The sequence below is a fragment of the Bradyrhizobium tropiciagri genome, assembly GCF_018130545.1.
GTDB classification, from domain to species: Bacteria; Pseudomonadota; Alphaproteobacteria; order Rhizobiales; family Xanthobacteraceae; genus Bradyrhizobium; species Bradyrhizobium tropiciagri_A.
Genome location: NZ_JAFCKF010000003.1, coordinates 688,875 through 713,801, shown reverse-complemented (window position 1 = coordinate 713,801; position 24,927 = coordinate 688,875). Strand labels below are relative to the sequence as shown.

The window sequence follows — 24,927 nt, the reverse complement described above, 5'->3', positions numbered from 1 at the left end:
ATCGGCGCGCAGTCCGCGGCCTGATCGGCGCATGGCCTTGCTTTATCCCGGGTTTTCTGGGTAATGGAACGGCATGGCGCGGCCCGCAAGGCCGCTTGTTCCCTCGGCTCTTCGGCCGGCTGCAATGGCCGGCCACGAGACAAGACAGGGCCTGTTGCATGATCAGATTTGGCCTGCTCGGATGCGGGCGCATCGCAAAGCGTCACTCCGATCTCCTGGGTGGCAATCACATCGCGGGGGCGAGCCTGGTCGCGGTCTGCGATCCGATTCGCGCGCGCGCTGATGCGGTTGCCGGAAAGTTCGGCGTCCCGGCCCATTACGACATGGACGAGTTCCTGGCCCGCAAGGATATCGACGCGGTTGCCGTACTGACGCCGAGCGGGCTGCATCCCGCGCATGTCATCGCCTGCGCCAAAGCCGGCAAGCACGTCGTGGTCGAGAAGCCGATGGCGCTGCGGCTGCAGGATGCCGACGACATGATCCGGGCCTGCGACGAGGCCGGCGTCAAGATGTTCATCGTCAAGCAGAACCGCTTCAACGTGCCGGTGGTCAAGGCGCGCGAGGCGCTCGATGCCGGCCGTTTCGGCAAGCTCATCCTGGGCACGGTCAGGGTGCGCTGGTGCCGCGACCAAGGCTATTACGACCAGGACGACTGGCGCGGGACCTGGGCCTATGATGGCGGCGTGCTGACCAATCAGGCTAGCCACCATGTCGACATGCTGGAGTGGTTCTTCGGCGATGTCGTCAGCGTGCACGCGCGCGCGGCGACGGCGCTCGCCAACATCGAAACCGAGGACACGGCGGTCGCAACGCTCAAGTTCCGCAACGGCGCGCTCGGCATCATCGAGGCAACCACCGCGGCGCGCCCGACCGATCTCGAGGGCTCGCTGTCGATCCTCGGCGAAAAGGGCACCGTCGAGATTTCCGGTTTCGCGGTCAACCAGATCCGGCACTGGCGCTTCGTCAGCGAGCTGCCGTCGGACAAGGACGTGGTGGAGAAGTTCTCGGTCAACCCGCCCAACGTCTACGGCTTCGGCCACCAAGCCTACTATCATCACGTGGTCGATTGCCTGGAGAACCAGCGCGCGGCGCTGGTCGACGGGCTCGAGGGCCGCAAGAGCCTGGAGCTGATCTCGGCGCTCTATGAATCGATCGAGACCGGCGAGGAGGTCGCGCTGCGCTTCACGCCGCGGATGAGCCGATTGGGTGTCGTTTCGTGAACCGGCCCGAGGTGCATCAGGCCGGCGTGCGCGATGTCGCATACGGCGAACGCGTCAAGATCGTCGAACCCTGCAATCTCTATGGCTGCACGCTCGGCGACGATTGCTTCGTCGGGCCGTTCACCGAAATCCAGAAGGGCGTGGTCGTGGGGGCGCGCACCCGCGTGCAGTCGCATGCCTTCGTCTGCGAACTCGTCACCATCGGCGAGGACTGCTTCGTCGGGCACGGCGTGATGTTCGTCAACGACACGTTCTCCACCGGCGGCCCGGCGCGCGGACGCAAGGAACTGTGGCGCGAGACCGTGATCGGCAACCGCGTGTCGATCGGCTCCAACGCCACGATCATGCCGGTCAGGATCGCCGACGATGTCGTCATCGGCGCCGGATCGGTCGTGACCAAGGATATCACGACGCCAGGCACATATGCCGGCAATCCGGCGCGCCGGCTGCTGGCGGGCCAATAGGGCAACAGGGGAATATCGATGGCTGTGCCGTATGCCGACCTGCAACTGCAATACCAGTCCATCAAGGCTGAGATCGATGCGGCAATCGCCGGCGTGATCCGCGACAACGCCTTCATCCGCGGCAGCTATGTCGACGCCTTCGAGCGCGAATTCGCCGCGGCTGCGGAAGTCGCGCATTGCGTCTCCTGCGCCAACGGCACCGACGCGCTTTACCTCGCAATGCGGGCGCTGAAGGTGAAGCCGGGCGACGAGGTGATTACGACGGCGCATTCCTGGATCTCGACCGCGGCGATGATCACCCATTCCGGTGCCACGGTCGTGTTCTGCGACACCGATGACGCGAAGTTCACGATCGATCCGGCCGCGATCGAGGCCGCGATCACGCCACGCACGGTCGGCATCATCCCGGTGCATCTGTACGGCCAGCCCGCGGACATGGACGCGATCATGGCGATCGCGCAGAAGCACAAGCTGTGGGTGATCGAGGATTGCGCCCAGGCCCATCTCGCGCGCTACAAGGGCCGCATGGTCGGCACGTTCGGCGAAGCCGCGACCTATTCATTCTATCCCGGCAAGAATCTCGGTGCGATGGGCGATGCCGGCGCGGTCGTCACCAACGATGCAGCGCTCGCCGAGCAGATGGCGATGCTGGCGCGCCATGGCGGGCTGGTGAAGCACCAGCACCATATCGAGGGCATCAACAGCCGGCTCGACGGCATGCAGGCCGCGATCCTCTCGGCCAAGCTGCCGCATCTCGCCAGCTGGACCGAGGCCCGGCAGGCCGCCGCCGAGGTCTATGATGCCGGCCTCAACCAGATCGAGGATGTCGTGGTGCCTGAGGTCGCGCCGGCGCGCAGCCACGTCTATCACCTCTACACGATCAGGCATCCGCGCCGTGACGCGCTCGCCGCCCACCTCAACGCCAATGGCGTGCAGACCGCGATCAACTATCCCACCGCGTTGCCGTTCCTGCCGGCCTATGCCCGGTTCGGCCACCGGCCGGAGCAATTCCCGAACGCCCATCGCGATCAGGGCCGGATTCTCTCGCTGCCGATGTTCGCCGAGATCACGCGCGAGCAGCAGGACGAGGTGATCGAGCTGGTTCGGAAGTTCTGATCGCGATCGCAGCCCCGCGCCGAGCGCGGGCTCAGCTTCGCAGCAGTGGCTTCAGGAACAGTTCCAGGTTGGGGCCTGAGAACAGGTGACCTTTCAGCCCCGCCGCGCGCGCGGCCTCGAGATCGGTCGGCTGGTCGCCGACCAGGAAGCTTCGTTCGACGTCGACCGGAAAGCGTGCCAGCAGGTCGTTGATCATGCCTGGCGCGGGCTTGCGGCGAGGGCTGACCTGCCGATACCGCTCCACGGTTCCTTCCGGATGGAACGGGCAATATTCGAAGGCGTCGATATGCGCGCCGATCTTGCCGAGCTCGGCCGCCATCCAGTCGTGAAGCTGCTGGATGTGCGCCTCCTCATAGAGGCCTCTCGCAACGCCGGACTGGTTGGTCACGACAAAGGCGTAGTAGCCCAGGTCGTTGACGGCCTTCACCGCCTCGCGCGCGCCGTCGATCCAGATCAGCCTGTGGCTCTCGAACAGATAGCCGATGTCGTGATTCAGGACGCCATCCCGGTCGAAGAAAACCGCCGGTCGTCTCGGCTGATCTCCTGAAGCGCTGCTCATGAGCTGATGATCCGTTCGTCTTCACGCGGCATGAGCCAGCTCATAGTTCACATTGCCGCGCGCGACAAATGTGAACTGGCCACGTTCCGGGGTGGTTTCGACGGTTATCGCTCGTCCGCAATCACCTTGCCGTCGTTCGGCAGTGAGCCGGTGCCGACCAGCTCGACGGCTCCGCCAAGTTTTGTCACGGCGCGCAGCGTTGCCGCAACTTCGTTCAGCAGGGCATCCGGCGCTGAAGCGCATTCGGCCCGCAGCGTCATCGCGTCGGCCTCGCCGGCGCGCGTGACCACGAGGCGCAGCCGTCCGAGTTCGGGATGGCGCTTGCCGATCTCCGCGACCTGCTCGGGGCGCACGAACATGCCCTTCACCTTGGTGGTCTGGTCGGCGCGGCCCATCCAGCCCTGGATCCGCATGTTGGTGCGGCCGCACGGGCTCGCACCGGGCAGGGCAGCGGTCAGGTCGCCGAGCGCCAAACGAATCCAGGGATGATGCGGATCGAGCGAGGTCACGACGATTTCGCCGACATCACCCGGTGCGACGGGATCACCGGTGCCTGGCTTGACGATCTCCAGGATCAAATCCTCATTGACCGTCATTCCCTCGCGCGCCGGCGTCTCGAATGCGATCAGGCCGAGGTCGGCCGTGCCGAACGCCTGATAGGCCTCGACGCCGCGCGCCTTCATCTCCTCCTGCAGTGATTTCGGAAACGCGGCGCCCGAGACCAGCGCACGCTTGATCGAGGACACGTCGCGGCCACCGGTGGCCGCGGCGTCGAGCAGGATCTTCAGGAAATCCGGTGTGCCGCTGTAGCCGACCGGGCGATAGGCCTCGATCAGCTCGAATTGCTGCTCGGTATTGCCCGGGCCCGCCGGGATCACCGCGCAGCCGAGCGCCCGCGCCGAGGCGTCGAAGATGAAGCCGCCGGGCGTGAGGTGATAGCTGAAGGTGTTCAGCACCACGTCGCCCTCGCGGAAGCCCGCCGCAAACAGCGCCCGCGCGCCGCGCCAGGGGTCGGCCTGACGGCCTTCGGGCTCGAAGATCGGTCCGGGCGAGGTGAACAGCCGGGCGAACGAGCCGGGCTTCTCGGCCACGAAGCCGCCGAATGGCGGCGCCGCCTTGTGCAGGGCCGGCAGTTCCGATTTGCGCAGTACCGGCAGCCCCGCCAGCGCCTCCCGGCTGGTGATGGAGGCGGGATCGATGCCCCTCAGCAGATTTGCGTAGGCAGGCGCCGCCATCGCCTTGCGCAGCACGTCTGGCAGGCGGGCGAACAGCGCGGCCTCGCGCGCGGCCGGATCGCGCGTTTCAAGGGCGTCGTAATGGTCGGTCATGTCAGGTCCTTTGGCAGGTCCTTGGCAGGATGTGCGCAGGTTGCGTGCCGGTCCGCCCGTGCTATCAGACGGTGACCGCTGACATTGGGACGGTTCCAGGAAGCACGATGACTGAGGCAGAGAGCGTTGTGGCGGACGGGCCCGCCGATGTCGTCGCGAGGTTGAAGCGCCGCATCATCGAGCAGGCGCTGCCGCTGTGGTCGACCACGGGCTGGGACGGCAAGGCCGGCGGCTTTGTCGACCGGTTGCATCAGGATGGGACAGCCGATCACACCGCGCCGCGCCGGACCATGGTGCAGGCCCGCCAGATCTATTGCTACGCCAAGGCGGCGCAGATGGGCTGGTACCCGGACGGGCGCGCGATCGCACTGAAGGGGCTGGACTACCTGCTGGCGAAGGCCAAGGCGCCGGACGGCCGGCCGGGCTTCGCCTACAGCCTGACGGCGGAAGGCGGTGTGCACGACCCGCTGCGCGACACCTATGGTCATGCCTTCATCCTGCTCGCGCTGGCGACCGTCTACGGCCTCGACCAGGACGCCCAGGTCCGTGCCGAGATCGATGCGCTGCTGGCGTTCCTCGACGCCCAGTTGCGCTCGCCCCACGGCGGCTTCCATGAAGGCCTGCCGCCGTCGATGCCGCGCCGGCAGAACCCGCAGATGCACCTGTTCGAGGCGATGATCGCCTGCTTCGACGCGACGCACGATCTGTCGTTCCAGAACCGCGCGGGCGATTTCTTCGCGCTGTTCCTGGCCAATCTCTACGACAAGCAGACGCGCACGCTCGGCGAATATTTCGAGGAGGACTGGTCGAAGATCCCGCCGGTCAGCGTCGAGCCCGGGCACCTCGCGGAGTGGGTCTGGCTGCTGAAGGGATTTGAGCGGATCACCGGCTGCCCCACCGGGCGCCATCGTGGCGAACTGCTGGCGTCGGCGCTGCGCTATCGCGACGGCTCCGGTTGCCTGATCGACGAGGGCGACGCCGAGGGCAACATCCGCCGCCTCACCAGACGGCTGTGGCCGCAGAGCGAGTTGGCGAAGGCCTGGATCGCGCAAGCCGAGTCGGGCGAAGCCGGCGCTGCGGACGAGGCGCGCGCGGCGCTCGTGCTGCTGGAACGGCATTATCTGAGCCATCCGGTGGCCGGCGGCTGGTACGACCAGTTCGACCGCGACGGCAATTCGCTGGTCGCCACGATCCCGGCGTCGTCGTTCTACCACGTGCTCTGCGCGGTCACCGAAGCCGAGCAGGTGCTCAGCTAGAACCGTCTTCATGGCTGGAAGCGCTTTCTGCACGCGAACTGGTCCTCAACTCCGCGCGACAACGCGCAACGGCCTCACAGCCAGCGCTTGCGCCGCTTGAAGCTCTTCAGGTTCTTGAAGCTCTTGCGCTGGTCGCCGGCGCCGCCGAGGTAGAACTCCTTGACGTCCTCGTTGTCGCGCAGCTCGTCGGCGGAGCCGTCGAGCACCACCTTGCCCTGTTCCATGATGTAGCCATGGCTCGCGACCGACAGCGCGGCGCGCGCGTTCTGCTCGACCAGCAGGATCGTGACGCCGAGATCGCGGTTGATCTCCTTGATGATCGCGAACACTTCCTTGACCAGCAGCGGCGACAACCCCATCGACGGCTCGTCCATCAGGATCATCTTCGGGCGCGCCATCAGCGCGCGGCCGATCGCGAGCATCTGCTGCTCGCCGCCGGAGAGATAGCCGGCGAGGCCGGTGCGCTCCTTCAGGCGCGGGAAATATTTGAACACCATGTCGATATCGGCAGAGACCTCACCGTCGCGGCGGGTGAAGGCGCCAAGCCGCAAATTCTCCAGCGACGTCATGTCGGCGACGATGCGGCGGCCTTCCATGACCTGGAAGATGCCGCGGCGGACGATCTTGTCAGGATCGATGCCGTTGATGCGCTGGCCCTCGAACAGGATCTCGCCGCGGGTGACTTCGCCGTCCTCGGTCTTGAGCAGGCCGGAGATCGCTTTCAGCGTGGTCGACTTGCCGGCGCCGTTGGCGCCGAGCAACGCCACGATCGCGCCCTTCGGCACCTCGAGGCTGAGGCCGCGCAGCACCAGGATGACGTCGTCATAGACGACCTCGATGTTGTTGACGCTGAGCAGCGGCGGCGGCGGCACGGCCGTCGGCGCGGGGCGGGTGGCTTCGAGGGTTTCGTTCATGGCTCTGGTTCACCCCTCGATGGATTGCCGGGCTTGACCCGGCAATCCATCGATCGGAAGACGCTTGTCTTGATGGATGCGCGGGTCGAGCCCGCGCATGACGATTCGTGTGCGGGGTCGGTTACGACCTCACCAGCCAAACCATTCCGGCTTGCGCGGCAGTTCGACGGTCTTCACCTTCTCGAGCTTGATCGTGCCCTTGCCCATCAGGTCGTTGATGTCGCCGTCGGTCGCGCCGGAAACCTTGGCGCGATAGAGGTCGACCTTGGTCGTCGGGCGATGATCCTTCTCGGTCCAGGTCGAGGGATTGCAGACGCCCTCCATGCCGGCCGGCACCCAGTCCTTCTTCTGGTAGAAGCCCTTGGCGACGTTCTCGCCGGTGGCGCCGCCGTTCTTGGCGGCCCAATCCAGCGCTTCCTTCATGTAGAGCGCGCTGCACACCGCGGCGATGTAGTGCACCGGGCGATAAACCTTGCCGGACGGATCGGACATCTTCGAGATCTCCATCACCGTCTTCATGCCGGGTGCGTTGCCGCCCCAGCCGACCGCGGTGCGCAGCGGGAAGATCACGCCGTCGGCGGCATCGCCTGCAGTCTTGGCGGCGTTCTCATCCATGCCCCAGACGTTGCTGAGGAACTGGACGTCGACGCCAGCGGTCTTGCAGGCCTTCATGACCGAGATGTTGGAGGCCGCGGTGTTGCCGAGATAGGCGTAGTTGGCGCCGGAGCTCTTCAGGCTCAGACACTGCGCCGAGTAGTCGCCGGGCGACAGTGCGAACACCAGCGGCGGCAGCACCTCGAAGCCGAGCTCGGTCGCGAGCGCTTCGCCGGCGGCCTTCGGTGCGTTCGGATAGGGATGGTTGGCGCCCATGTGGACGAATTTCGGCTTGCCCGGCTTGCCCTTGGCTTTCCAATCCTCGGCCGCCCAGGTCAGTTCGGCGCGCAGCGCGTCCGAATAGCTCGGGCCGTAGAAGAAATTGTACGGCGCGGGCTTGGCCTTGCCGCTGGTGCCTTCGGGATCGGTCAGCGCGGCGGCATAGGAGCCCGACATGTCGGGGATCTTGTCCTGCGCGAGGAAGCCGGTCAGCGCCTCGGTGTCCGCCGTGCCCCAGCCCATGATCGCCGCAACCTTGCCGTCGGACGCCGACCACTTCTTGTACAGCGCGATCGCGCGCGGCACCTGGTAGCCATAGTCGTTGCTGTCGACACTGAGCTGCTTGCCGCCGACGCCACCGTTCTTGTTGACCCAGGCAAACGTATCGGCGACGCCCTGGCCATATGGCGTACCGACGTCGGAGGTGCCGCCCGAAAGGTCCTGCAGATGGCCGATGGCAATCTGTGCCTGCGCGGTGCCGGCGGCGCTGCCGATCAGCAGCGCGAGGGAGACCGAGCTCAAAAGGGATCTAATCGTCATTTTTGTTTCCTCCTGCTTATTCGTTGAACCGAATTTGAGTTGCTCGATGCGTCAGTGCGAGAACGGATAAAGCTTCCAGTAGGCCTTGATCTGCCGCCAGCGGTGCGCAAGACCATCAGGCTCGAACATCAAAAAGCCGATGATGATCAGGCCGATCGCGATCTCGCGCAGGAAGGTGATGTTGTTGTTGAGCTGCAGCGCCTTGTCGATGGCGCCGCCCTTCAGCCAGGCGCTGAGCCATTCCATCGATTCCGGCAGCAGCACCACGAAGGCCGTGCCCATCAGCGTGCCCATCACCGAGCCGGTGCCGCCGATGATGACCATGGCGAGGAACAGCACCGAGCGCTCGATGCCGAAGCCTTCCTGCGAGACCACGAGCTGGTAGTGCGCATAGAGCGCACCGGCGATGCCGGCAAAAAAAGCGGCAAGTCCAAACGACAGCGTCCGGTACTTGGTGAGGTTGATGCCCATGATCTCGGCGGAGAGATAGTGGTCGCGGATCGCGACCAGCGCGCGGCCGTCGCGGGTGCGCATCAGATTGGTGACGAGCAGGTAGCAGATCACCATGTAGGCGAGCACGACGTAGAAGTACTGCCGGTCGCCGTGCAGCGTGTAGCCGAAGATCGAGAACGGGTTGGCGCTGGCCGGCACCGAGCCGCCCGAGAACCATTCGGCGCGCGAGAAGAAATCGAGCAGGATGTACTGCGCGGCGAGCGTCGCGATGACGAGATAGAGCCCTTTCAGCCGCGCCGCCGGCACGCCGAACACCAGGCCGACCAGCGCGGTGATCACGCCGGCGAGGGGGATCGCGAAGAACACCGGGATCGGCGCATTGTTGGAGATGTAGGCCGAAGTGAAGGCGCCGAACAGGAAGAACGCGGCGTGGCCGATCGAGATCTGGCCGGTGAAGCCGACCAGGACGTTGAGGCCCAGCGCTGCGATCGCGAAGATGCCGATCTGGATCGCGATCGAGAGCAGGTAGTTGGACAGCAGCATCGGTGCGAAACAGGCGAGCACGATGCCGAGAATCGCAAAATTGCGGCTGGTCGCGGTCGGGAAGATCGTGGTGTCGGCCGCGTAGCTGGTGCGGAAATCGCCGGAGGGGATGAGTGTGCTCGTTGCCATTGATCAGACCCGCTCAATGTCCTTGGTGCCGAACAGACCGTACGGCTTGATCATCAATATGATGATCAGGACGTAGAACGGCGCGATCTCGTAGAGATTGCCCCAGTGCAGATACTCACTGTCGACATATTGGGCGACGTTTTCCAATAGCCCGATGATGATGCCGCCGAGCACGGCGCCCCCGACCGAGTCGAGGCCGCCGAGGATCGCCGCCGGAAACACCTTGATGCCGTAGGCGGAGAGGCCGGACGACACGCCGTTGACGACCGCGACCACGACGCCGGCGACCGCCGAGACCGTGGCCGAGATCGCCCAGGCCATCGCGAATACGCTCTTCACGGAGATGCCGAGCGACTGCGCGACCTGCTGGTTGAAGGCGGTGGCGCGCATCGCCAGGCCATATTTGGAGGCGCGGAAGAACCAGGCCATGCCGACCATCATGGCGAGCGAGACCACGAGGCTCATGACGTAGACGGTCTGGATCTGCAGCCCGAACAGGCTGACCGATTGGCTCTGGAATACGCGCGGGAACGGCTGCGGGTTGACGCCGAAGATCCATTTCAGCGCGGCCTGGAACACGGTCGACAGGCCGATCGTCACCATGATCACGGAGATGATCGGCTCGCCGATCATCGGCCGCAGGATCACGACCTGGATCGCGATGCCGAAGATGAACATGAACACAAGCGTGATCGGCATGCCGATCCAGAACGGCAGCTGGTATTTCGTCAGCAGCGCCCAGCACACCCAGGCGCCGACCAGCAGCAGCTCTCCTTGTGCGAAATTCACGACCTGCGTCGCCTTGTAGATCAGCACGAACGACATCGCGACCACGCCATAGAGCGTGCCGACCACGAGGCCGTTGACGATCAGCTGGATCGGGAACTGGGTGTTCATGGAGTGTGACCAGGTTTGCAACTCGTCATCGCCGGGCTTGACCCGGCGATCCATCGAAAAGGATGGCCTTCTTTGCGAAGCCGATGGATGCGCGGGTCAAGCCCGCGCATGACGACTGAACAAGTGGTGATTGACCCCGTCATTCCGCGGCCTCCGCGATCGCGGCGCGGCCGAGATCGACCACCTCGAGCGTGGTGCGGACGCGCTGCGTGGTGCCGTCCTGGAAGCGGATCACGGTGTCGACGGGGATCTTGGCCTTGCCGCGGTAGATCGCGTCGATGATATCGGCGTATTTCTCGTTGATGACGCTGCGGCGGACCTTTCGGGTGCGGGTCAGCTCGCCGTCGTCGGCATCGAGCTCCTTGTAAAGCAGCAGGAAGCGCGAGATGCGCTGGGCCGGCGGCAAGGTGGCGTTGACCGTCTCGACTTCCTTTTTCAGCAACGCGTAGACCTCGGGCCGCGAGGACAGGTCGGTGTAGGTCGTGAACGAGAGCCGGTTCTTCTCCGCCCATTTCGAGATGATCGAGTAACGGATGCAGATCATCGCGGCGAGCGCGTCGCGGCCGGCGCCGAGCACCACCGCCTCGGCGACATAGGGCGAGAACTTCAGCTTGTTCTCGATAAATTGCGGCGAGAAGCGTTCGCCGCGCGAGGTTTCGGCGAGATCCTTGATACGGTCGATCACGACGAGCTGGCGGTTGTCGTTGTAGTAGCCGGCGTCGCCTGAATGCATCCAGCCGTCCTTGATATCGGCGACCGAGGCTTCCGGGTTCTTGTAATAGCCGTGGAACATGTTGGGGTGCCGCACCACGATCTCGCCGACGCCGTTGACATCGGCATTGTCGATGCGGATCTCGATGTTGTCGGCCATCGGCACGCCGGTCGTGTCGGGATCGACCTTGCCTTCGGGATGCAGCGTGTAGGCGCCGAGCAGCTCGGTCTGGCCGTAGAGTGTGCGCAGCGGCACGCCCATCGCCTGGAAGAACTTGAAGGTATCCGGCCCGAGCGCCGCGCCGCCGGTCGCCGCCGAGCGCAGCCGGGTGAAGCCGAGCCGGTCGCGCAGTGCGCGAAACAGCAGCTGGTCGGCGACGACAGAGCGTTTGCCCTCGGCAAGCGCCGCAAGCCCGGTCTTCATGCCGAGCTCATAGAGCCGCTGCTTGAACGGCGAGGCATCCATCACCCCGGCGCGGACGTCGGCCGCGATCGATTCCCAGACCCGCGGCGCGAACAGCACGAAGGTCGGCGCGATCTCGCGGAAGTCGTGCATCATGGTGTCCGGCTCTTCGACGAAGTTGACCTTCATCCGGGAGAGCAGCGCTTTGCCCAGCGCATAGATCTGTTCCATGATCCAGGGCAGCGGCAGCACCGAGACGTATTCGTCGTCCGGGCCCTTCGGATCGAAGGCGAGATAGGTCGCGCAGTGCCGCAGAACGCGCCCGGCCGAAAGCATCGCGAGCTTCGGGTTGGCCGTCGTGCCCGAGGTCGTGCAGAGGATCGCGACGTCGTCGCCGTTGGTGGCGTCGACCAGCCGGTCGTACAGCCCAGCTTCGCGCGCGGCGCGATCGCGGCCGAGCGCAACGAGCTTGCTCGCCTCCATCAGCCGCGGATCGTCGTACTTACGCATGCCGCGCGGGTCGGAATAGACGATGTGCCTGAGATTGGGTACCCGGTCGGCAAGGCCGAGCAGCTTGTCGACCTGCTCCTCGTCCTCCGCGAACACCAGCTTGGCCTCGCCATAGGTCAGGAGATAGGCGGCTTCCTCGTCCAGCACATCGCGGTAGAGGCCGAGGCTCATCGCGCCGATCGCGTGGGCCGCAATTTCGGCGGCGACCCAGTCCGGCCGGTTGTCGCCGATGATGCCGATCACGTCGCCGCGGCCGAGCCCGAGCTCGACCATGCCGAGCGCGAAATCACGGGTGCGGCTCTGGTAGTCGTTCCAGGTGAATTCGCGCCACAGCCCGAAATCCTTCTCGCGCAGCGCGATCTCGCCTCCGTGCTCCCTGGCGTTGAGGCGCAGCATCTTGGGAAAGGTGTCGGCCTGCGCGGCGCGACCGGCATAGTCCATCATGCCGCGCTCTCCCGCACCGCCGGCTTGTCGTCGGGGTCGACCAGCGTCTCGTCCTCTTCGCCGAGATAGGCGCGCTTGACGTGGGGATCTGCGAGCACGGTGGCCGGATCGCCCTCGGCGATCTTGCGGCCGAAATCGAGCACCATGACGCGGTGGGAGATGTCCATCACGACACCCATGTCGTGCTCGATCATCATGACGGTCATGCCGAACTCTTCGTTGAGATCGACGATGTAGCGCGCCATGTCTTCCTTCTCTTCGAAGTTCATGCCGGCCATCGGTTCGTCGAGCAGGATCAGCTGCGGCTCGAGCGCCATCGCGCGGGCGAGCTCGACGCGCTTGCGCAGGCCGTAGGGCAGGGTGCCGGCGGTCGCCTTGCGCACCGATTGCAGGTCGAGGAAGTCGATGATCTCCTCGACCTTGCGGCGGTGCTCCAGCTCCTCGCGGCGCGCGCCGGTCAGCCAGTACAGCGATCCCGTGATGAAGTTGTTCTTCAGCAGGTGATGGCGGCCGACCATGATGTTGTCGAGCACGCTCATATGGTGGAACAGCGCCAGATTCTGGAAGGTCCGGCCGATGCCGAGGCGGGGCCGCGCGTTCGGGGTGAGGCCGGTGATGTCCTGGCCGCGATAGAACAGCTGGCCTTCGGTCGGCCGGTAGCGGCCGGAGATGCAGTTGACGATCGAGGTCTTGCCGGCGCCGTTCGGGCCGATGATCGAGAACAGCTCGCCCTCGTTGACGCCGAAGCTCACTTCGGTCAGCGCGCGGACGCCGCCAAAGCGCAATGAGACTCCGCGCACCTCCAGACTATTGGCCACCCTGTTCCCTCCAGATACAGGCGCTTTGGCGCGCTCTTTATCTTTCACTTCGATCTTATACGGGCCGCCGAAGGGAGACCATCCGACTAATGAAGCCGGCGTTCGGGAGCATCGCTTGCCCGATCGCCTGCGTCATGCGCGGTAACGCCGCACCCCGCCTGTAAGCCCGTCTCTCGCGTCGTCCGCCTGTCCGCGATCCACTGAGGAGCGGCGCGCGGCGTTACGCGAGGTGGCTCTGAATACGAGAAAGCGATAGGTTGAATTGTCATGTGCCCGACAATTGGCCAGGAATTTTCGCTGGCATTCCAGGAGGCAGGGTTCCTGACGTCGCGCACGGCGTTGTTGCGGTGCAATATCGTGTCTGGATCTTTGGGGTGGGACGCCGTCGCTAGAATGATCGCTACTGATTACCTGAAGCGCATTGCGGCCTGGTCGCGCGAGCTGAGCGAGCAAGAAATCGAAATCGCGCGCGCCGGCATTTCCGAGAAATCCTACCGCGCCAACGAATTCATCTTCATGCGCGGCGATAACTTCCAATACTGGACCGGCATCGTCACCGGGCTGGCGCGGATGGGTATCGTGTCGCGCGGTGGCAAGGCCGCGAGCTTCGCAGGCCTCACCGCGGGGGCATGGTTCGGCGAGGGCACCGTGCTCAAGAACGAGACGCGGCGCTACGACGTGGTCGCGCTGCGCGATACGCGGCTCGCCATGATGGATCGCCGGACCTTCGTCTGGCTGTTCGAGAATAGCGTCGGCTTCAACCGCTTCCTGGTGGGCCAGCTCAACGAGCGGCTCGGCCAGTTCATCGCGCTGCTCGAATATGGCCGCACGCTGGACGCAACCGCGCGGCTGGCGCGCTCGATCGCCTCGCTGTTCAATCCGATCCTCTACCCCGAACTCACTTTGCACCTGGAGATCACCCAGGAGGAGATCGGGGCGCTGTCGGGAATCTCCCGCCAGAACGCCAACCAGTGTCTCAAGCGGCTCGAGCGCGAGGGGCTGCTGCGGCTCGAATATGGCGGGGTGACGATCATCGAGCTCGACCGGCTGCGCCACTACGGGGAGTGACCGGCGCCAAGCTGGGCCGCGCCATTTTCGGATGCTCTAAAGTCCTGATCTTTCAAACGATTAAGGCATTAGACTTGGAGCATGCCGGATGCTACAGACCGGCCTCGTCGGGATCGCGCGGGTTTCGCGCTCTCTGGAGATGACATGGCGGTTAAAGATTCGGCGGCTCAGGACTCAAAGCGGCGCGTTGCGCTGATCACCGGCATCACCGGGCAGGACGGCGCGTATCTCGCCGAATATCTGCTCGGGCTCGGCTATACCGTGCATGGGGTCAAGCGACGGTCCTCCTCGCTCAACACCGCGCGTGTCGATCATCTCTACCAGGACCCGCATGTCGGCAATGTGCCGTTCCTGATGCACTACGGCGACATGACCGATTCGACCAATCTGATCCGCCTGGTGCAGCAGATCCGGCCGACCGAGATCTACAACCTCGCGGCCCAGAGCCACGTCCAGGTCAGTTTCGAGAGCCCGGAATACACCGCCAATGCCGACGCGATCGGCGTGCTGCGCCTGCTGGAGGCGATCCGCATCCTCGGCATGGAAAAGGAGACCCGGTTCTACCAGGCCTCGACCTCGGAGCTTTACGGCCTCGTGCAGGAAGTGCCGCAGAAGGAAACCACGCCGTTCTATCCGCGCTCTCCCTACGGTGTCGCCAAGCTCTACGGCTACTGGATTACGGTGAACTACCGCGAGGCCTATGGCATGTTCGCCAGCAACGGCATCCTGTTCAACCATGAGAGCCCGATCCGCGGCGAGACCTTCGTGACACGCAAGATCACACGCGGCGTCGCCCGTATCGAGCTCGGACTGGACAGCAAGCTCTATCTCGGCAATCTCGATGCCAAGCGCGACTGGGGCCATGCCCGCGATTACGTCGAGGGCATGCACCGGATCCTGCAGGTGGACGAGCCCGGCGACTTCGTGCTCGCGACCGGCGAGACGCGGTCGGTCCGCGAGTTCGTCGAGCTGGCGTTTGCGGAGGTCGGTCGCAGCATCGAATGGCGCGGCAAGGGCGTCGAGGAGGTCGGTGTCGACAAGGCGTCCGGCAATACCCTGGTGCAGATCGATCCAGCCTACTTCCGTCCGACCGAGGTCGATCTCCTGATCGGCGACGCCAGCAAGGCGCGCGCCAAGCTCGGCTGGGCGCCGAAGACGTCGTTTGCGCAACTGGTGAAGGAAATGGTCGCCGGCGATCTCGTCGAGGCCAGGCAGGATGCAGCCAATGCCAAGCACGGCGTTTGAACTGAAGGACAAGACGGTTTTCGTTGCCGGCCATCGCGGCATGGTCGGCTCGGCCGTAACGCGCAGACTGGCGCGCGAACAGGTCAACCTCTTGACGGTCTCGCGCGGCGAGGTCGACCTACGTGACCAGGCCGCGGTCAACGCCTGGTTTGCTGCGAAGCGGCCGCAGGCCGTGTTCCTCGCCGCCGCCAAGGTCGGCGGCATCGTCGCCAACAACACGCTGCGGGCCGAGTTCCTCTACGACAATCTTGCGATCTCGACCAATGTGATCCAGGCGGCCCACGCCAATGGCTGCGAGAAGCTGATGTTCTTCGGCTCGTCCTGCATCTATCCGCGCCTGGCGCCGCAGCCGCTGCGCGAGGACTCGATGCTGACTGGCCCGCTGGAGCCGACCAACGAGCCCTATGCGATCGCCAAGATCGCCGGCATCAAGATGGCCGAGGCCTATCGCAGCCAGTACGGTGCCGATTTCATCAGCGTGATGCCGACCAATCTCTACGGTCCCGGCGACAATTATCATCCCGAATACAGCCACGTCGTTGCCGCGCTGATCCGCCGCTTCCACGAGGCCAAGGTCTCCGGCGCCGGCAATGTCGTGGTGTGGGGCACCGGCACGCCGCGCCGCGAATTCCTCTATGTCGACGACCTCGCCGACGCCTGCATCCATCTGATGAAGACCTATTCCTCACCGGAACTGGTCAATATCGGCACCGGCGAGGACATCACCATCGCCGAATTCGCCCGTGTGGTTGCGGCTACCGTCGGTTATCGCGGCGAGATCAGCTTCGATACCTCGCGCCCGGACGGCACGCCGCGCAAGCTGCTCGACGTCGGCCGGCTCGCCAAGCTCGGGTGGCGCGCCACCACTGCACTCGAGGCCGGCATCGCCCTCGCGTACCAGGCCTATCTGAGCGAGACCAGGCAGGCGGCGGAGTAGTTTCGACTGCCTCCACGCCGTCATTGCGAGCGGAGCGAAGCAATCCATCGCGCCGCTTGCGAAGAGGTGGATTGCTTCGTCGCTTCGCTCCTCGCAATGACGCCTGTTGCGGCTACTTGGCCGCGCGCGGCGGCGCCTTCGACAGCGCCGTCGCCATCGCCGAGATCAGCGGCTTCATGAAGAACGCATCGTTCGCCGGGTAGATGTCGGTGCCAAGGCCATAGGTCTTCAACTCGTCCGACACAACGGGCCCGACGGACGCGATTGGCGTCTGCTTCAGCCCCTCGCGCAATTGCGCCTCGCATTTATGCGCCTGTGCCACCTCGAGCAAGCGGCGAACCTGGCCGGAGCTGGTCAGCGCGATGGCGTCGATGCGGCCCTGTGCCATCTCCTCGATCGCGGTGACGATGTTGGCGTCGGCGGCCTGCGCATCATAGACATAGGGCAGCACGGTATCGACCTCGGCGCCCTGTGCCTTGATCGCGCCGATCAGGGTGGTGTGATCCTTGTCCGGATAGAGCTGCAGGCCGAGCCGATGGCCGCTCAGGTCGAGCTTCGACAGCATCTCGGCGACGCCTTCCGAGGTCGGCTTCTCGGTCGTCATCTGCGGCTCGAGACCGATCTCGCGCAGCGCGCGGCCGGGCTTGGGGCCGCGGGCGAATTTGCGCGTCTTGCCGAGGCTGCCCACAAACTCCGCCTCGACTCCGATCCGGCGGACGACCTTCATCAGCCGGCGCAGGCCTTCCCCCGTCATCAGCACCAGGTCGTCGAACGGCCGCTCGATGGCACGGCGAATCCAGGCCTCGATCGGCGCCGGATCCGGCGCATCGTGGATGGTGAACATCGGGCATTGCAGCACGTCGGCGCCCTGCTCAGTGAGCAGGCGGGAAAACTGTGCCTCCTCGCGCGTCTCGAGGATCAGGATGCGGTAGCCGTTCAGCCGGTCAGCCATGGTGGTCCTTAACTAACATTGCCGTCATTTGTTGGATTTGAACCCTGCGGCGGGATTGGCGCAAGGCCGCCGGCAGTGATAGACGAGGGCCGAAAATGACTGTTCCATGTATCTGCTCAAGCTTTGGTCAATTGGCATGCCCGACCATCAATTCGTTCTGACCCTGTCCTGTCCCGACCGGCCGGGGATTGTCTCCGCGGTGTCGACCTTCCTCGCGCATAACGGGCAGAACATCCTGGATGCCCAGCAGTTCAACGATGTTGAGACCGCCAAGTTCTTCATGCGGGTGGTGTTCACCGCGGCCGACCTCGCGGTCGGACTGTCGGCGCTGCAGACCGGGTTTGCCGCGATCGCCGAGCGTTTCGGCATGGACTGGCAGATGCGCGATCGCGCCAGCCGCCGCCGGGTCATGCTCCTGGTGTCGAAGTCCGATCACTGCCTAGTCGACATCCTCTATCGCTGGCGCACCGGCGAGCTCGAGATGATCCCGACCGCGATCGTTTCCAACCATCCGCGCGAGGCCTATGGCTCGCTCGATTTCGGCGACATCCCGTTCCATCATCTGCCGGTGACCAAGGATACCAAGCGGCAGCAGGAAGACGCGGTGTGGCAGCTCGCCCAGGACACCCAGACCGATCTCGTGGTGCTGGCCCGCTACATGCAGATCCTGTCGGATGAAATGTCGGCGCGGCTGTCGGGCCGCTGCATCAACATCCATCATTCCTTCCTGCCGGGCTTCAAGGGCGCCAAGCCCTATCACCAGGCCCATGAGCGCGGCGTCAAGCTGATCGGCGCCACTGCGCATTACGTCACCAGCGATCTCGACGAGGGGCCGATCATCGACCAGGATGTCGAGCGCATCAGCCATCGCGACACGCCCGAGGATCTCGTGCGCAAGGGTCGCGACATCGAGCGCCGCGTGCTGGCGCGCGCGATCCGCTACCATCTCGCCGACCGCGTCATCCTCAACGGGCGCAAGACCGTGGTGTTCGTTGATTAGGGCATGATCCGGAAAGGTGCGAAGCGGCTTTCCGAAACGATCATGCCTAAGCAAGAATCCAAGGCGCGATGACGGCTCAGCCTGATCTCATCGCGCTTATTGAGCCGCGTTCTGCGGTGCGGGGGCTGGCGCTGACGGCTTGGTAGCGTCGTCGCCACGCTCGGCCGCCGGCATCAGGCGCTTGCGTTCGCGCTCCTGCATGAACTTGTCGTATTCCGGTGTGCCCGCCCGCGGCGGCGCGTCGGCGGGCAGGCCGCCGGCCCAGGCCGGGATATAGTCGGCCATCCCGGCCGAAAGCTTTTGGTTCACGGTGCTGCATCCCCCGAGCGCGCAGGCTGCGAGCGCGAGGGCAGTCAGGACAGGGATCGGGCGCGTGAGGATCGGCATTGGAGGCAGAATACAGCCCTGGTCTTTATGGATGATGATCTCGGCCGTGACCGTTCGGCTGCAATTGTGCTTGTTTGTTGACATCGCAGCTTCATTTGTACGATCGTACAAATAAATCAAGCGCACGGCGGCCGCGGCGCATCGTTCGGGGCGTTGAGTTTCGGGGGATGATTCTGGTATCCTGATACTGGTTGCTGTTGCAACGATCCAATGGCTGCGCGCGACACACGTCCATCGTCCGATTGACAGAGGGCACGGGGGGACGCCTTGTCGCGTTGCGGCTTTGCCGCGACATGCTTGGGTTAAGGTAAAGCAAGAGCCGGGGACTAAGGCTCGATGCAGAAGAATGGAAGGGGGAGGGACGTCGATGTTCAATCGTCGCAAAATGTTGCTGTGGGCCGCCGCCTCGGCAGTGCTTCCGGGGCTGTGCGGCAGCGTGCCGGCGCAGGCGGAGGACGCCGTCAAGATCGGCCTGATCCTGCCGATGACCGGCGGTCAGGCCTCGACCGGCAAGCAGATCGATAACGCCATCAAGCTCTATATGCAGCAGAAGGGCGACACTGTCGCCGGCAAGAAGATCGAGATCATCCTGAAGGATGACGCCGCGGTGCCCGACAACACCAAGCGGCTGGCGCAGGAGCTGATCGTCAATGACAAGGTCAATTTCATCGCCGGCTTCGGCGTGACGCCCGCGGCACTTGCGGCGGCGCCGCTGGCGACGCAGGCCAAGATCCCGGAAGTCGTGATGGCCGCCGGCACCTCGATCATCACCGAGCGCTCGCCCTACATCGTGCGCACCAGCTTCACGCTGGCGCAGTCCTCCACCATCATCGGCGACTGGGCGGTCAAGAACGGCATCAAGAAGGTTGCAACGCTGACCTCCGACTACGCGCCGGGCAACGACGCGCTGACCTTCTTCAAGCAGCACTTCACCGCCGGCGGCGGCGAGATCGTCGAGGAGGTCAAGGTCCCGCTTGCCAATCCCGACTTCGCGCCGTTCCTGCAGCGCATGAAGGATGCCAAGCCCGACGCGATGTTCGTGTTCGTGCCGGCGGGACAGGGCGGCAACTTCATGAAGCAATATGCCGAGCGTGGGCTCGACAAGAGCGGCATCAAGGTGATCGGCCCCGGCGACGTCATGGACGATGATCTGCTCAACAACATGGGCGATGCCGCGCTCGGCGCGGTGACGGCGCATCTTTATTCCGCGGCGCATCCGTCGCAGATGAACAAGGATTTCGTCGCCGCCTACAAGAAGGCATTCGGCAACCGTCCCGGCTTCATGGCGGTCAGCGGCTATGACGGCATCCATCTGATCTACGAGGCGCTGAAGAAGACGGGTGGCGATACGAACGGCGACAAGCTGATCGAGGCGATGAAGGGCATGAAGTGGGAGAGCCCGCGCGGCCCGATCTCGATCGATCCGGAAACCCGCGACATCGTGCAGAACATCTATATCCGCAAGGTCGAGAAGGTCGACGGCGAGCTTTACAATGTCGAGTTCGCGACCTTCGAAGCCGTCAAGGATTCCGGCAAGACCAAGAAGTGACGCGCGAAGCTCCGTCTCCCTCTACGTCATGGCCGGGACTATCCGGCCATGACGGTCCAGTTGACGTGGTGTTCCTTGCGCCCTCTCGGTTAAGCTGACGTCATGGCCTCTATCCTCACCAATTTGTTCGACGGCGTCGCCTACGGCATGCTGCTGTTCGTGCTGGCCTGCGGGCTTGCGGTGACGCTCGGGCTGATGAACTTCGTCAACCTCGCGCACGGTGCCTTCGCGATGGCCGGCGGCTATATCTGCGCCGTGCTGGTCAACAATTCCGGCTGGCCGTTCTTCTTGGCGCTGCCGCTCGCCTTTGTAGGCAGCGCCGCGATCGGTATCGCGCTCGAGCGCACGCTGTACCGCCATCTCTATGCCCGCAGCCATCTCGACCAGGTGCTGTTCTCGATCGGTCTGGTGTTCATGTCGGTCGCGGCGGTCGATTACATCATGGGATCGTCGCGGGTTTTCATCAAATTGCCGGCGGAGCTGGAGGGTCAGATCGACCTGTTCGGCGTCGGCATCGGCCGTTATCGGTTGATGATCGTCGTGATCTGCGGCCTGCTCACGCTGGCGCTGCAATTGATCCTGGCGAAGACGCGGTTCGGCAGCCGGCTGCGCGCCGCGGTCGACGATCCGCGCGCGGCGATCGGGCTCGGCATCAATGTGCCGCAGGTATTCGCGTTCACCTTTGCCTTCGGTTGCGGCCTCGCCGGCCTCGGCGGCGCGCTGAGCGCGGAGATCCTCGGGCTCGATCCGTACTTCCCGCTGAAGTTCATGATCTACTTCCTGATCGTCGTCACCGTCGGCGGATCGTCCTCCATCACGGGGCCGTTCCTCGCCTCACTGCTGCTCGGCATCGCCGATGTCGCCGGCAAATATTACGTGCCCAAGGTCGGCCCCTTCGTGATCTACACCGTCATGATCGTGATCCTGCTCTGGCGCCCGAACGGCCTGTTCGGCCGCACCGCGGCGCGGTGAGGTCGTCATGACCGCGCTGTCCGACGTCTCCACTCACGCGATGGCCAGCGCGCGCTGGCGGATCAGCGAGGTCGCGTTCTGGGTGCTGGCGCTCGCTTGCGCCTTCCTGTTCCCGTCACGCTATCTGATCATGACCGACATCGTGCGGCTCGGCCTGTTCGCACTGTCACTCGACCTGATCCTCGGCTACGCCGGCATCGTCTCGCTCGGCCATGCGGCTTTCTTTGGCGTCGGCGCCTATTCGGCCGGGTTGCTGGCATTGCACGGCATCATCACTGAGCCGGTCATCGCGTTGGTCGCCGCCGGTCTCGTTGCGGCGGTGCTCGGCTTCCTGACCAGCTTCCTGGTGATCCGTGGCGTCGACCTGACACGGTTGATGGTGACGCTCGGCATCGCGCTGCTGCTGGAAGCGCTCGCTGAGCGGTTTTCTGACATCACCGGCGGCACCGACGGCCTGCAGGGTATCGAGATGCAGCCGATTCTCGGGCTGTTCGCCTTCGACATGTACGGCAAGACCGGGTTGTTCTATTCGCTGATCGTGCTGTTCATCCTGTTCCTGCTCGCTCGCCGGGTCGTGCATTCGCCGTTCGGCCTGTCGCTGCGCGCGATCCGGAATAATCCGCTGCGCGCGGCCGCGATCGGTGTGCCGGTCAACCGCCGGTTGATCGCGATCTATACGCTCGCCGCGTTCTATGCCGGGATCGCCGGCGCGCTGTTCACCCAGACCACGGCGTTGGCCTCGCTCGACGTGTTTTCCTTCGAGCGCTCCGCCGACCTGATGCTGGTGCTGGTGATCGGCGGCACCGGCTATCTCTATGGCGGGCTGATCGGCGCCGTCGTGTTCAAGATGCTGCAGGAGTTTTTTCAAAGCATCACTCCGCAGTACTGGCTGTTCTGGATCGGCCTCGTGCTGGTCGTGATCGTGATGGTCGGCCGCGCGCGCATCCACCGCTGGGTGCTGTTCGTGCCGAACCTGATCATCCGGCAGTTCGCCGGCCGCAAGGCCGTCGTCGCCGCACCCGAGAGCGACGTGTCATGACGATCGCGCTCGAAACCCGCAATCTCGAAAAATCCTTTGGCGGCCTTCGCGTCACCCGCGACCTCTCGCTGAAGGTGATGCAGGGTGCCCGCCACGCGCTGATCGGGCCGAACGGCGCCGGCAAGACCACGGTCATCAATCAGCTCACCGGCGTGCTGACGCCGAACAGCGGGCAGATCCTGCTTGAGGGCCGCGACATCACCGGCCTTTCCGTGCACAGACGGGTGCTGCGCGGGCTGTCACGCACCTTCCAGATCAACCAGCTCTATGCCGACCTGACCCCGCTCGAGACCATCGGGCTTGCGGTGTCCGAGCGAATGGGCCGTGGCGGCGACTGGTGGCGGCGGATGGGGACGCGCGCCGACGTCAACGCCGAGATTGCCGAAATCCTGGCGCGCTTTCATTTGCTCGACGTGATGACCGAACTCACCTCTACATTGCCCTACGGCAAGCAGCGCCTGCTCGAGATCGCGGTTGCGATCGCGGCGAAGCCGCGGGTGCTGCTGCTCGACGAGCCCGCGGCCGGCGTGCCCGAAAGCGAGCGCCACGACATCCTGGCCGCGGTCGCGGCATTGCCGCGCGACGTCACCGTGCTGCTGATCGAGCACGACATGGACCTCGTGTTCTCCTTTGCCGACCGCATCTCGGTGCTGGTCAATGGCGGTCTGCTCACCGAAGGCGCGCCCGACGAAGTCGCGCGCGATCAGCAGGTGAGGGCGGTCTATCTCGGCGAGGCCGCCGATGTCTGACCTGCTCTCCATCAAAAGCTTGCGTGCCGGGTACGGCGAGGCGGTGGTGCTGCCGGACATGTCGCTGGCGCTTGCCGAGGGCCAGGTGCTCGCGCTGCTCGGCCGCAATGGCACCGGCAAGACCACGCTGATCAACTCGATCGTCGGGATCGTCAGACGCTTCAGCGGCAGCGTTGCGCTCGCAGGCAATGACATCACGGCGATGCGGCCGGATCAGCGCGCGCGCGCCGGGATCGGCTGGGTGCCGCAGGAACGCAACATCTTCCGCTCGCTGACGGTGGAAGAGAACATGACCGCGGTGGCGCAACCTGGACCGTGGACGGTCGAGCAGGTGTACGAGATGTTTCCGCGGCTGAAAGAGCGGCGCGGCAATTTCGGCAACCAGCTCTCCGGCGGCGAGCAGCAGATGCTGGCGATCGGCCGCGCGCTGACCTTGAACCCGAAAGTGCTGCTGCTGGATGAGCCGACCGAAGGCCTCGCGCCGATCATCGTTGAGGAATTGTTAAAGGCGATCGGAACCATCACGCGCTCGGGCGGCATCTGCTCGATCATCGTCGAGCAGAACGCGCAAAAGATTCTGGGGCTCGCCGACCGCGTTGTGATATTGGAACGCGGCACGATCGTGCACGATGCCGCGAGCAGCGCGTTGAAGGCCGATCCGTCCGTCCTCGAGCGCCATCTCGGCGTCTCCGGGGCCAAAGCACATTAGAAACGTTCGGGAGTTGACCATGCAGCGAACCAAGCCTCCGTTCCGCGCCGATGAGGTCGGCAGCCTGTTGCGCCCGCCGAAGATCAAGGAGGCCCGCGCCAGACTGGAGAGGGGCGAGATCTCGGCCGACGAGCTGCGCAAGATCGAGGACATGGAGATCGAGAAGGTCGTGCACAAGCAGGCCTCGGTTGGCCTCAAGCTTGCGACCGACGGCGAGTTCCGCCGCTCCTGGTGGCACTTCGATTTCCTCAGCCACCTGACCGGCTGCGAGCTGTTCCACCCCGACATGGGCATCCAGTTCGCGGGCGTGCAGACCCGGCACGACGCCATCAGGGTGACCGGCAAGCTCGACTTCTCCGACCAGCACCCGATGCTCGATCATTTCAAGTTCCTGAAGAAGTATGCCGACCAGGCTCATGTCACGCCGAAGATGACGATTCCGTCGCCGGCTGTGCTGCACTTCCGCGGCGGCCGCAAGCTGATCTCGAAGGAGGTCTATCCCGATCTCGAGGAGTTCTTCCAGGACCTCGGCAAGACCTACCGCAAGGCGGTGAAGGCGTTCTACGACGCTGGCTGCCGCTATTTGCAATTCGACGACACCGTATGGGCCTATCTGTGCTCGCCGGAGGAATTGCAGAAGGCGCGCGAGCGCGGCGACAATCCGGATGGCCTGCAGGAGATCTACGCCCGGGTCATCAACTACGCGATCGCCGATCGGCCGTCCGACATGGTGATCTCCACCCACGTCTGCCGCGGCAATTTCCGCTCGACCTGGATTTCCTCCGGCGGCTACGAGCCGGTCGCCGAGACCATGCTGGCCGGCACCAATTACGATGGCTATTTCCTCGAATATGATTCCGACCGCGCCGGCGGCTTCGAGCCGCTACGCTTCCTGCCCAAGGGCAACAAGGTCGTGGTGGTCGGCGTCATCACCTCGAAGTTCGGCGAGCTCGAGAGCAAGGATGCGATCAAGCGGCGGCTGGAGGAGGCATCCAAATTTGCCCCGCTCGAGCAGCTCGCGCTGTCGCCGCAATGCGGCTTTGCCTCGACCGAGGAGGGCAACATCCTCTCCGAAGAGGAGCAGTGGGCCAAGCTGCGGCTTGCCGTCGAGGTCGCGAACGAGGTGTGGGGCAAGTGACGTC

Annotated in this window: 24 protein-coding genes; 14 read left to right on the top strand and 10 right to left on the bottom strand. The window is 64.6% G+C overall.

Going from position 1 to position 24,927, the window contains the following annotated elements; translation table 11 throughout:
• Positions 1–158 precede the first annotated feature (158 nt).
• The 3 genes from JQ616_RS16110 to JQ616_RS16100 are packed head-to-tail and all read left to right on the top strand — an operon-like array spanning position 159 to position 2,800.
• A complete protein-coding gene (locus JQ616_RS16110) occupies positions 159–1,220 on the top strand; it encodes a Gfo/Idh/MocA family protein (protein WP_212015792.1) in 1,062 nt (353 codons plus the stop codon).
• Positions 1,217–1,684, top strand: a complete 468-nt coding sequence (locus JQ616_RS16105; protein WP_212015790.1) for an acyltransferase — start codon at positions 1,217–1,219, stop codon at positions 1,682–1,684. Before JQ616_RS16110 ends, JQ616_RS16105 begins: the two co-directional genes overlap by 4 nt.
• A gap of 18 nt (positions 1,685–1,702) precedes the next feature.
• Positions 1,703–2,800 (top strand): DegT/DnrJ/EryC1/StrS family aminotransferase, encoded by a 1,098-nt coding sequence (locus JQ616_RS16100; protein WP_212015788.1) that lies wholly within the window; start codon positions 1,703–1,705, stop codon positions 2,798–2,800.
• Positions 2,801–2,831: 31 nt separating this feature from the next.
• Here the strand turns inward: JQ616_RS16100 and JQ616_RS16095 are convergent, their stop codons facing one another.
• Together JQ616_RS16095 and JQ616_RS16090 are read right to left on the bottom strand one after the other, a co-directional pair.
• Complete coding sequence (locus JQ616_RS16095; RefSeq protein WP_212015787.1) at positions 2,832–3,359, bottom strand: HAD family hydrolase; 528 nt, start codon at positions 3,357–3,359, stop codon at positions 2,832–2,834.
• A 104-nt stretch (positions 3,360–3,463) separates the two neighbouring features.
• On the bottom strand, positions 3,464–4,687 hold the full coding sequence (locus JQ616_RS16090; RefSeq protein ID WP_212015786.1) for a phenylacetate--CoA ligase family protein: 1,224 nt from the start codon (positions 4,685–4,687) through the stop codon (positions 3,464–3,466).
• Between the two features lie 107 nt (positions 4,688–4,794).
• On the opposite strand from JQ616_RS16090, the gene JQ616_RS16085 reads away from it, so the two are divergent.
• Entirely contained in the window at positions 4,795–5,943 is a 1,149-nt protein-coding gene (locus JQ616_RS16085; protein WP_212015785.1) for an AGE family epimerase/isomerase, read from the top strand.
• A 74-nt stretch (positions 5,944–6,017) separates the two neighbouring features.
• On the opposite strand, the gene JQ616_RS16080 is transcribed toward JQ616_RS16085, so the two are convergent.
• The 6 genes from JQ616_RS16080 to JQ616_RS16055 all read right to left on the bottom strand — a co-directional run bounded on the left by JQ616_RS16080 (position 6,018) and on the right by JQ616_RS16055 (position 13,178).
• Complete coding sequence (locus JQ616_RS16080) at positions 6,018–6,857, bottom strand: ABC transporter ATP-binding protein (protein ID WP_212015784.1); 840 nt, start codon at positions 6,855–6,857, stop codon at positions 6,018–6,020.
• Positions 6,858–6,986: 129 nt separating this feature from the next.
• Positions 6,987–8,270: an ABC transporter substrate-binding protein gene (locus JQ616_RS16075; protein ID WP_212015783.1), complete on the bottom strand. Its 1,284-nt coding sequence runs from the start codon at positions 8,268–8,270 to the stop codon at positions 6,987–6,989.
• A gap of 51 nt (positions 8,271–8,321) precedes the next feature.
• Positions 8,322–9,395: a branched-chain amino acid ABC transporter permease gene (locus tag JQ616_RS16070; protein ID WP_212015782.1), complete on the bottom strand. Its 1,074-nt coding sequence runs from the start codon at positions 9,393–9,395 to the stop codon at positions 8,322–8,324.
• A 3-nt stretch (positions 9,396–9,398) separates the two neighbouring features.
• Positions 9,399–10,292, bottom strand: coding sequence for a branched-chain amino acid ABC transporter permease (locus JQ616_RS16065; RefSeq protein ID WP_212015780.1), 894 nt, complete (start codon positions 10,290–10,292; stop codon positions 9,399–9,401).
• Between the two features lie 139 nt (positions 10,293–10,431).
• Positions 10,432–12,360, bottom strand: a complete 1,929-nt coding sequence (locus tag JQ616_RS16060) for a long-chain fatty acid--CoA ligase (RefSeq protein ID WP_212015779.1) — start codon at positions 12,358–12,360, stop codon at positions 10,432–10,434.
• Positions 12,357–13,178, bottom strand: a complete 822-nt coding sequence (locus tag JQ616_RS16055; RefSeq protein ID WP_212015778.1) for an ABC transporter ATP-binding protein — start codon at positions 13,176–13,178, stop codon at positions 12,357–12,359. Before JQ616_RS16055 ends, JQ616_RS16060 begins: the two co-directional genes overlap by 4 nt.
• 393 nt (positions 13,179–13,571) lie before the next feature.
• Between JQ616_RS16055 and JQ616_RS16050 the strand changes: the two genes are divergently transcribed.
• The 3 genes from JQ616_RS16050 to fcl all read left to right on the top strand — a co-directional run bounded on the left by JQ616_RS16050 (position 13,572) and on the right by fcl (position 16,428).
• The gene (locus JQ616_RS16050; RefSeq protein ID WP_212015777.1) at positions 13,572–14,246 is read left to right on the top strand and encodes a Crp/Fnr family transcriptional regulator; all 675 of its coding nucleotides are present in this window, start codon (positions 13,572–13,574) and stop codon (positions 14,244–14,246) included.
• A 144-nt stretch (positions 14,247–14,390) separates the two neighbouring features.
• Complete coding sequence (gene gmd, locus JQ616_RS16045; RefSeq protein WP_212015776.1) at positions 14,391–15,491, top strand: GDP-mannose 4,6-dehydratase; 1,101 nt, start codon at positions 14,391–14,393, stop codon at positions 15,489–15,491.
• A complete protein-coding gene (gene fcl / locus JQ616_RS16040; protein ID WP_433995974.1) occupies positions 15,472–16,428 on the top strand; it encodes a GDP-L-fucose synthase in 957 nt (318 codons plus the stop codon). The genes gmd and fcl overlap by 20 nt, the downstream gene beginning before the upstream one ends.
• 112 nt (positions 16,429–16,540) lie before the next feature.
• Here fcl and JQ616_RS16035 read toward each other — a convergent pair whose 3' ends face one another.
• Entirely contained in the window at positions 16,541–17,380 is an 840-nt protein-coding gene (locus JQ616_RS16035; protein WP_212015775.1) for a uroporphyrinogen-III synthase, read from the bottom strand.
• A 136-nt stretch (positions 17,381–17,516) separates the two neighbouring features.
• On the opposite strand from JQ616_RS16035, the gene purU reads away from it, so the two are divergent.
• A complete protein-coding gene (gene purU, locus JQ616_RS16030; RefSeq protein ID WP_212015774.1) occupies positions 17,517–18,380 on the top strand; it encodes a formyltetrahydrofolate deformylase in 864 nt (287 codons plus the stop codon).
• 96 nt (positions 18,381–18,476) lie between these two features.
• On the opposite strand, the gene JQ616_RS16025 is transcribed toward purU, so the two are convergent.
• Complete coding sequence (locus JQ616_RS16025; protein ID WP_212016326.1) at positions 18,477–18,767, bottom strand: hypothetical protein; 291 nt, start codon at positions 18,765–18,767, stop codon at positions 18,477–18,479.
• 367 nt (positions 18,768–19,134) lie between these two features.
• Here JQ616_RS16025 and JQ616_RS16020 point away from each other — a divergent pair, with 367 nt between their 5' ends.
• The 6 genes from JQ616_RS16020 (at position 19,135) to JQ616_RS15995 (ending at position 24,923) form a co-directional block, all read left to right on the top strand.
• Positions 19,135–20,316, top strand: coding sequence for an ABC transporter substrate-binding protein (locus JQ616_RS16020; protein ID WP_212015772.1), 1,182 nt, complete (start codon positions 19,135–19,137; stop codon positions 20,314–20,316).
• 102 nt (positions 20,317–20,418) lie between these two features.
• The gene (locus JQ616_RS16015) at positions 20,419–21,288 is read left to right on the top strand and encodes a branched-chain amino acid ABC transporter permease (RefSeq protein WP_212015770.1); all 870 of its coding nucleotides are present in this window, start codon (positions 20,419–20,421) and stop codon (positions 21,286–21,288) included.
• A 7-nt stretch (positions 21,289–21,295) separates the two neighbouring features.
• On the top strand, positions 21,296–22,327 hold the full coding sequence (locus JQ616_RS16010; RefSeq protein ID WP_212015768.1) for a branched-chain amino acid ABC transporter permease: 1,032 nt from the start codon (positions 21,296–21,298) through the stop codon (positions 22,325–22,327).
• Complete coding sequence (locus tag JQ616_RS16005) at positions 22,324–23,076, top strand: ABC transporter ATP-binding protein (protein WP_212015766.1); 753 nt, start codon at positions 22,324–22,326, stop codon at positions 23,074–23,076. Before JQ616_RS16010 ends, JQ616_RS16005 begins: the two co-directional genes overlap by 4 nt.
• The gene (locus tag JQ616_RS16000; RefSeq protein ID WP_212015764.1) at positions 23,069–23,785 is read left to right on the top strand and encodes an ABC transporter ATP-binding protein; all 717 of its coding nucleotides are present in this window, start codon (positions 23,069–23,071) and stop codon (positions 23,783–23,785) included. The genes JQ616_RS16005 and JQ616_RS16000 overlap by 8 nt, the downstream gene beginning before the upstream one ends.
• 19 nt (positions 23,786–23,804) lie before the next feature.
• Positions 23,805–24,923: a cobalamin-independent methionine synthase II family protein gene (locus JQ616_RS15995; protein ID WP_212015763.1), complete on the top strand. Its 1,119-nt coding sequence runs from the start codon at positions 23,805–23,807 to the stop codon at positions 24,921–24,923.
• Positions 24,924–24,927 lie beyond the last annotated feature (4 nt).

Coding starts and splice junctions, on each gene's coding strand:
- JQ616_RS16110 (WP_212015792.1), top strand. CDS start 159: ATGATCAGATTTGGCCTGCTCGGATGCGGGCGCATCGCAAAGCGTCAC.
- JQ616_RS16100 (WP_212015788.1), top strand. CDS start 1,703: ATGGCTGTGCCGTATGCCGACCTGCAACTGCAATACCAGTCCATCAAG.
- JQ616_RS16095 (WP_212015787.1), bottom strand. CDS start 3,359: ATGAGCAGCGCTTCAGGAGATCAGCCGAGACGACCGGCGGTTTTCTTC.
- JQ616_RS16090 (WP_212015786.1), bottom strand. CDS start 4,687: ATGACCGACCATTACGACGCCCTTGAAACGCGCGATCCGGCCGCGCGC.
- JQ616_RS16085 (WP_212015785.1), top strand. CDS start 4,795: ATGACTGAGGCAGAGAGCGTTGTGGCGGACGGGCCCGCCGATGTCGTC.
- JQ616_RS16080 (WP_212015784.1), bottom strand. CDS start 6,857: ATGAACGAAACCCTCGAAGCCACCCGCCCCGCGCCGACGGCCGTGCCG.
- JQ616_RS16075 (WP_212015783.1), bottom strand. CDS start 8,270: ATGACGATTAGATCCCTTTTGAGCTCGGTCTCCCTCGCGCTGCTGATC.
- JQ616_RS16070 (WP_212015782.1), bottom strand. CDS start 9,395: ATGGCAACGAGCACACTCATCCCCTCCGGCGATTTCCGCACCAGCTAC.
- JQ616_RS16065 (WP_212015780.1), bottom strand. CDS start 10,292: ATGAACACCCAGTTCCCGATCCAGCTGATCGTCAACGGCCTCGTGGTC.
- JQ616_RS16060 (WP_212015779.1), bottom strand. CDS start 12,360: ATGATGGACTATGCCGGTCGCGCCGCGCAGGCCGACACCTTTCCCAAG.
- JQ616_RS16050 (WP_212015777.1), top strand. CDS start 13,572: ATGATCGCTACTGATTACCTGAAGCGCATTGCGGCCTGGTCGCGCGAG.
- gmd (WP_212015776.1), top strand. CDS start 14,391: ATGGCGGTTAAAGATTCGGCGGCTCAGGACTCAAAGCGGCGCGTTGCG.
- fcl (WP_433995974.1), top strand. CDS start 15,472: ATGCCAAGCACGGCGTTTGAACTGAAGGACAAGACGGTTTTCGTTGCC.
- JQ616_RS16035 (WP_212015775.1), bottom strand. CDS start 17,380: ATGGCTGACCGGCTGAACGGCTACCGCATCCTGATCCTCGAGACGCGC.
- purU (WP_212015774.1), top strand. CDS start 17,517: ATGCCCGACCATCAATTCGTTCTGACCCTGTCCTGTCCCGACCGGCCG.
- JQ616_RS16025 (WP_212016326.1), bottom strand. CDS start 18,767: ATGCCGATCCTCACGCGCCCGATCCCTGTCCTGACTGCCCTCGCGCTC.
- JQ616_RS16020 (WP_212015772.1), top strand. CDS start 19,135: ATGTTCAATCGTCGCAAAATGTTGCTGTGGGCCGCCGCCTCGGCAGTG.
- JQ616_RS16015 (WP_212015770.1), top strand. CDS start 20,419: ATGGCCTCTATCCTCACCAATTTGTTCGACGGCGTCGCCTACGGCATG.
- JQ616_RS16010 (WP_212015768.1), top strand. CDS start 21,296: ATGACCGCGCTGTCCGACGTCTCCACTCACGCGATGGCCAGCGCGCGC.
- JQ616_RS16005 (WP_212015766.1), top strand. CDS start 22,324: ATGACGATCGCGCTCGAAACCCGCAATCTCGAAAAATCCTTTGGCGGC.
- JQ616_RS16000 (WP_212015764.1), top strand. CDS start 23,069: ATGTCTGACCTGCTCTCCATCAAAAGCTTGCGTGCCGGGTACGGCGAG.
- JQ616_RS15995 (WP_212015763.1), top strand. CDS start 23,805: ATGCAGCGAACCAAGCCTCCGTTCCGCGCCGATGAGGTCGGCAGCCTG.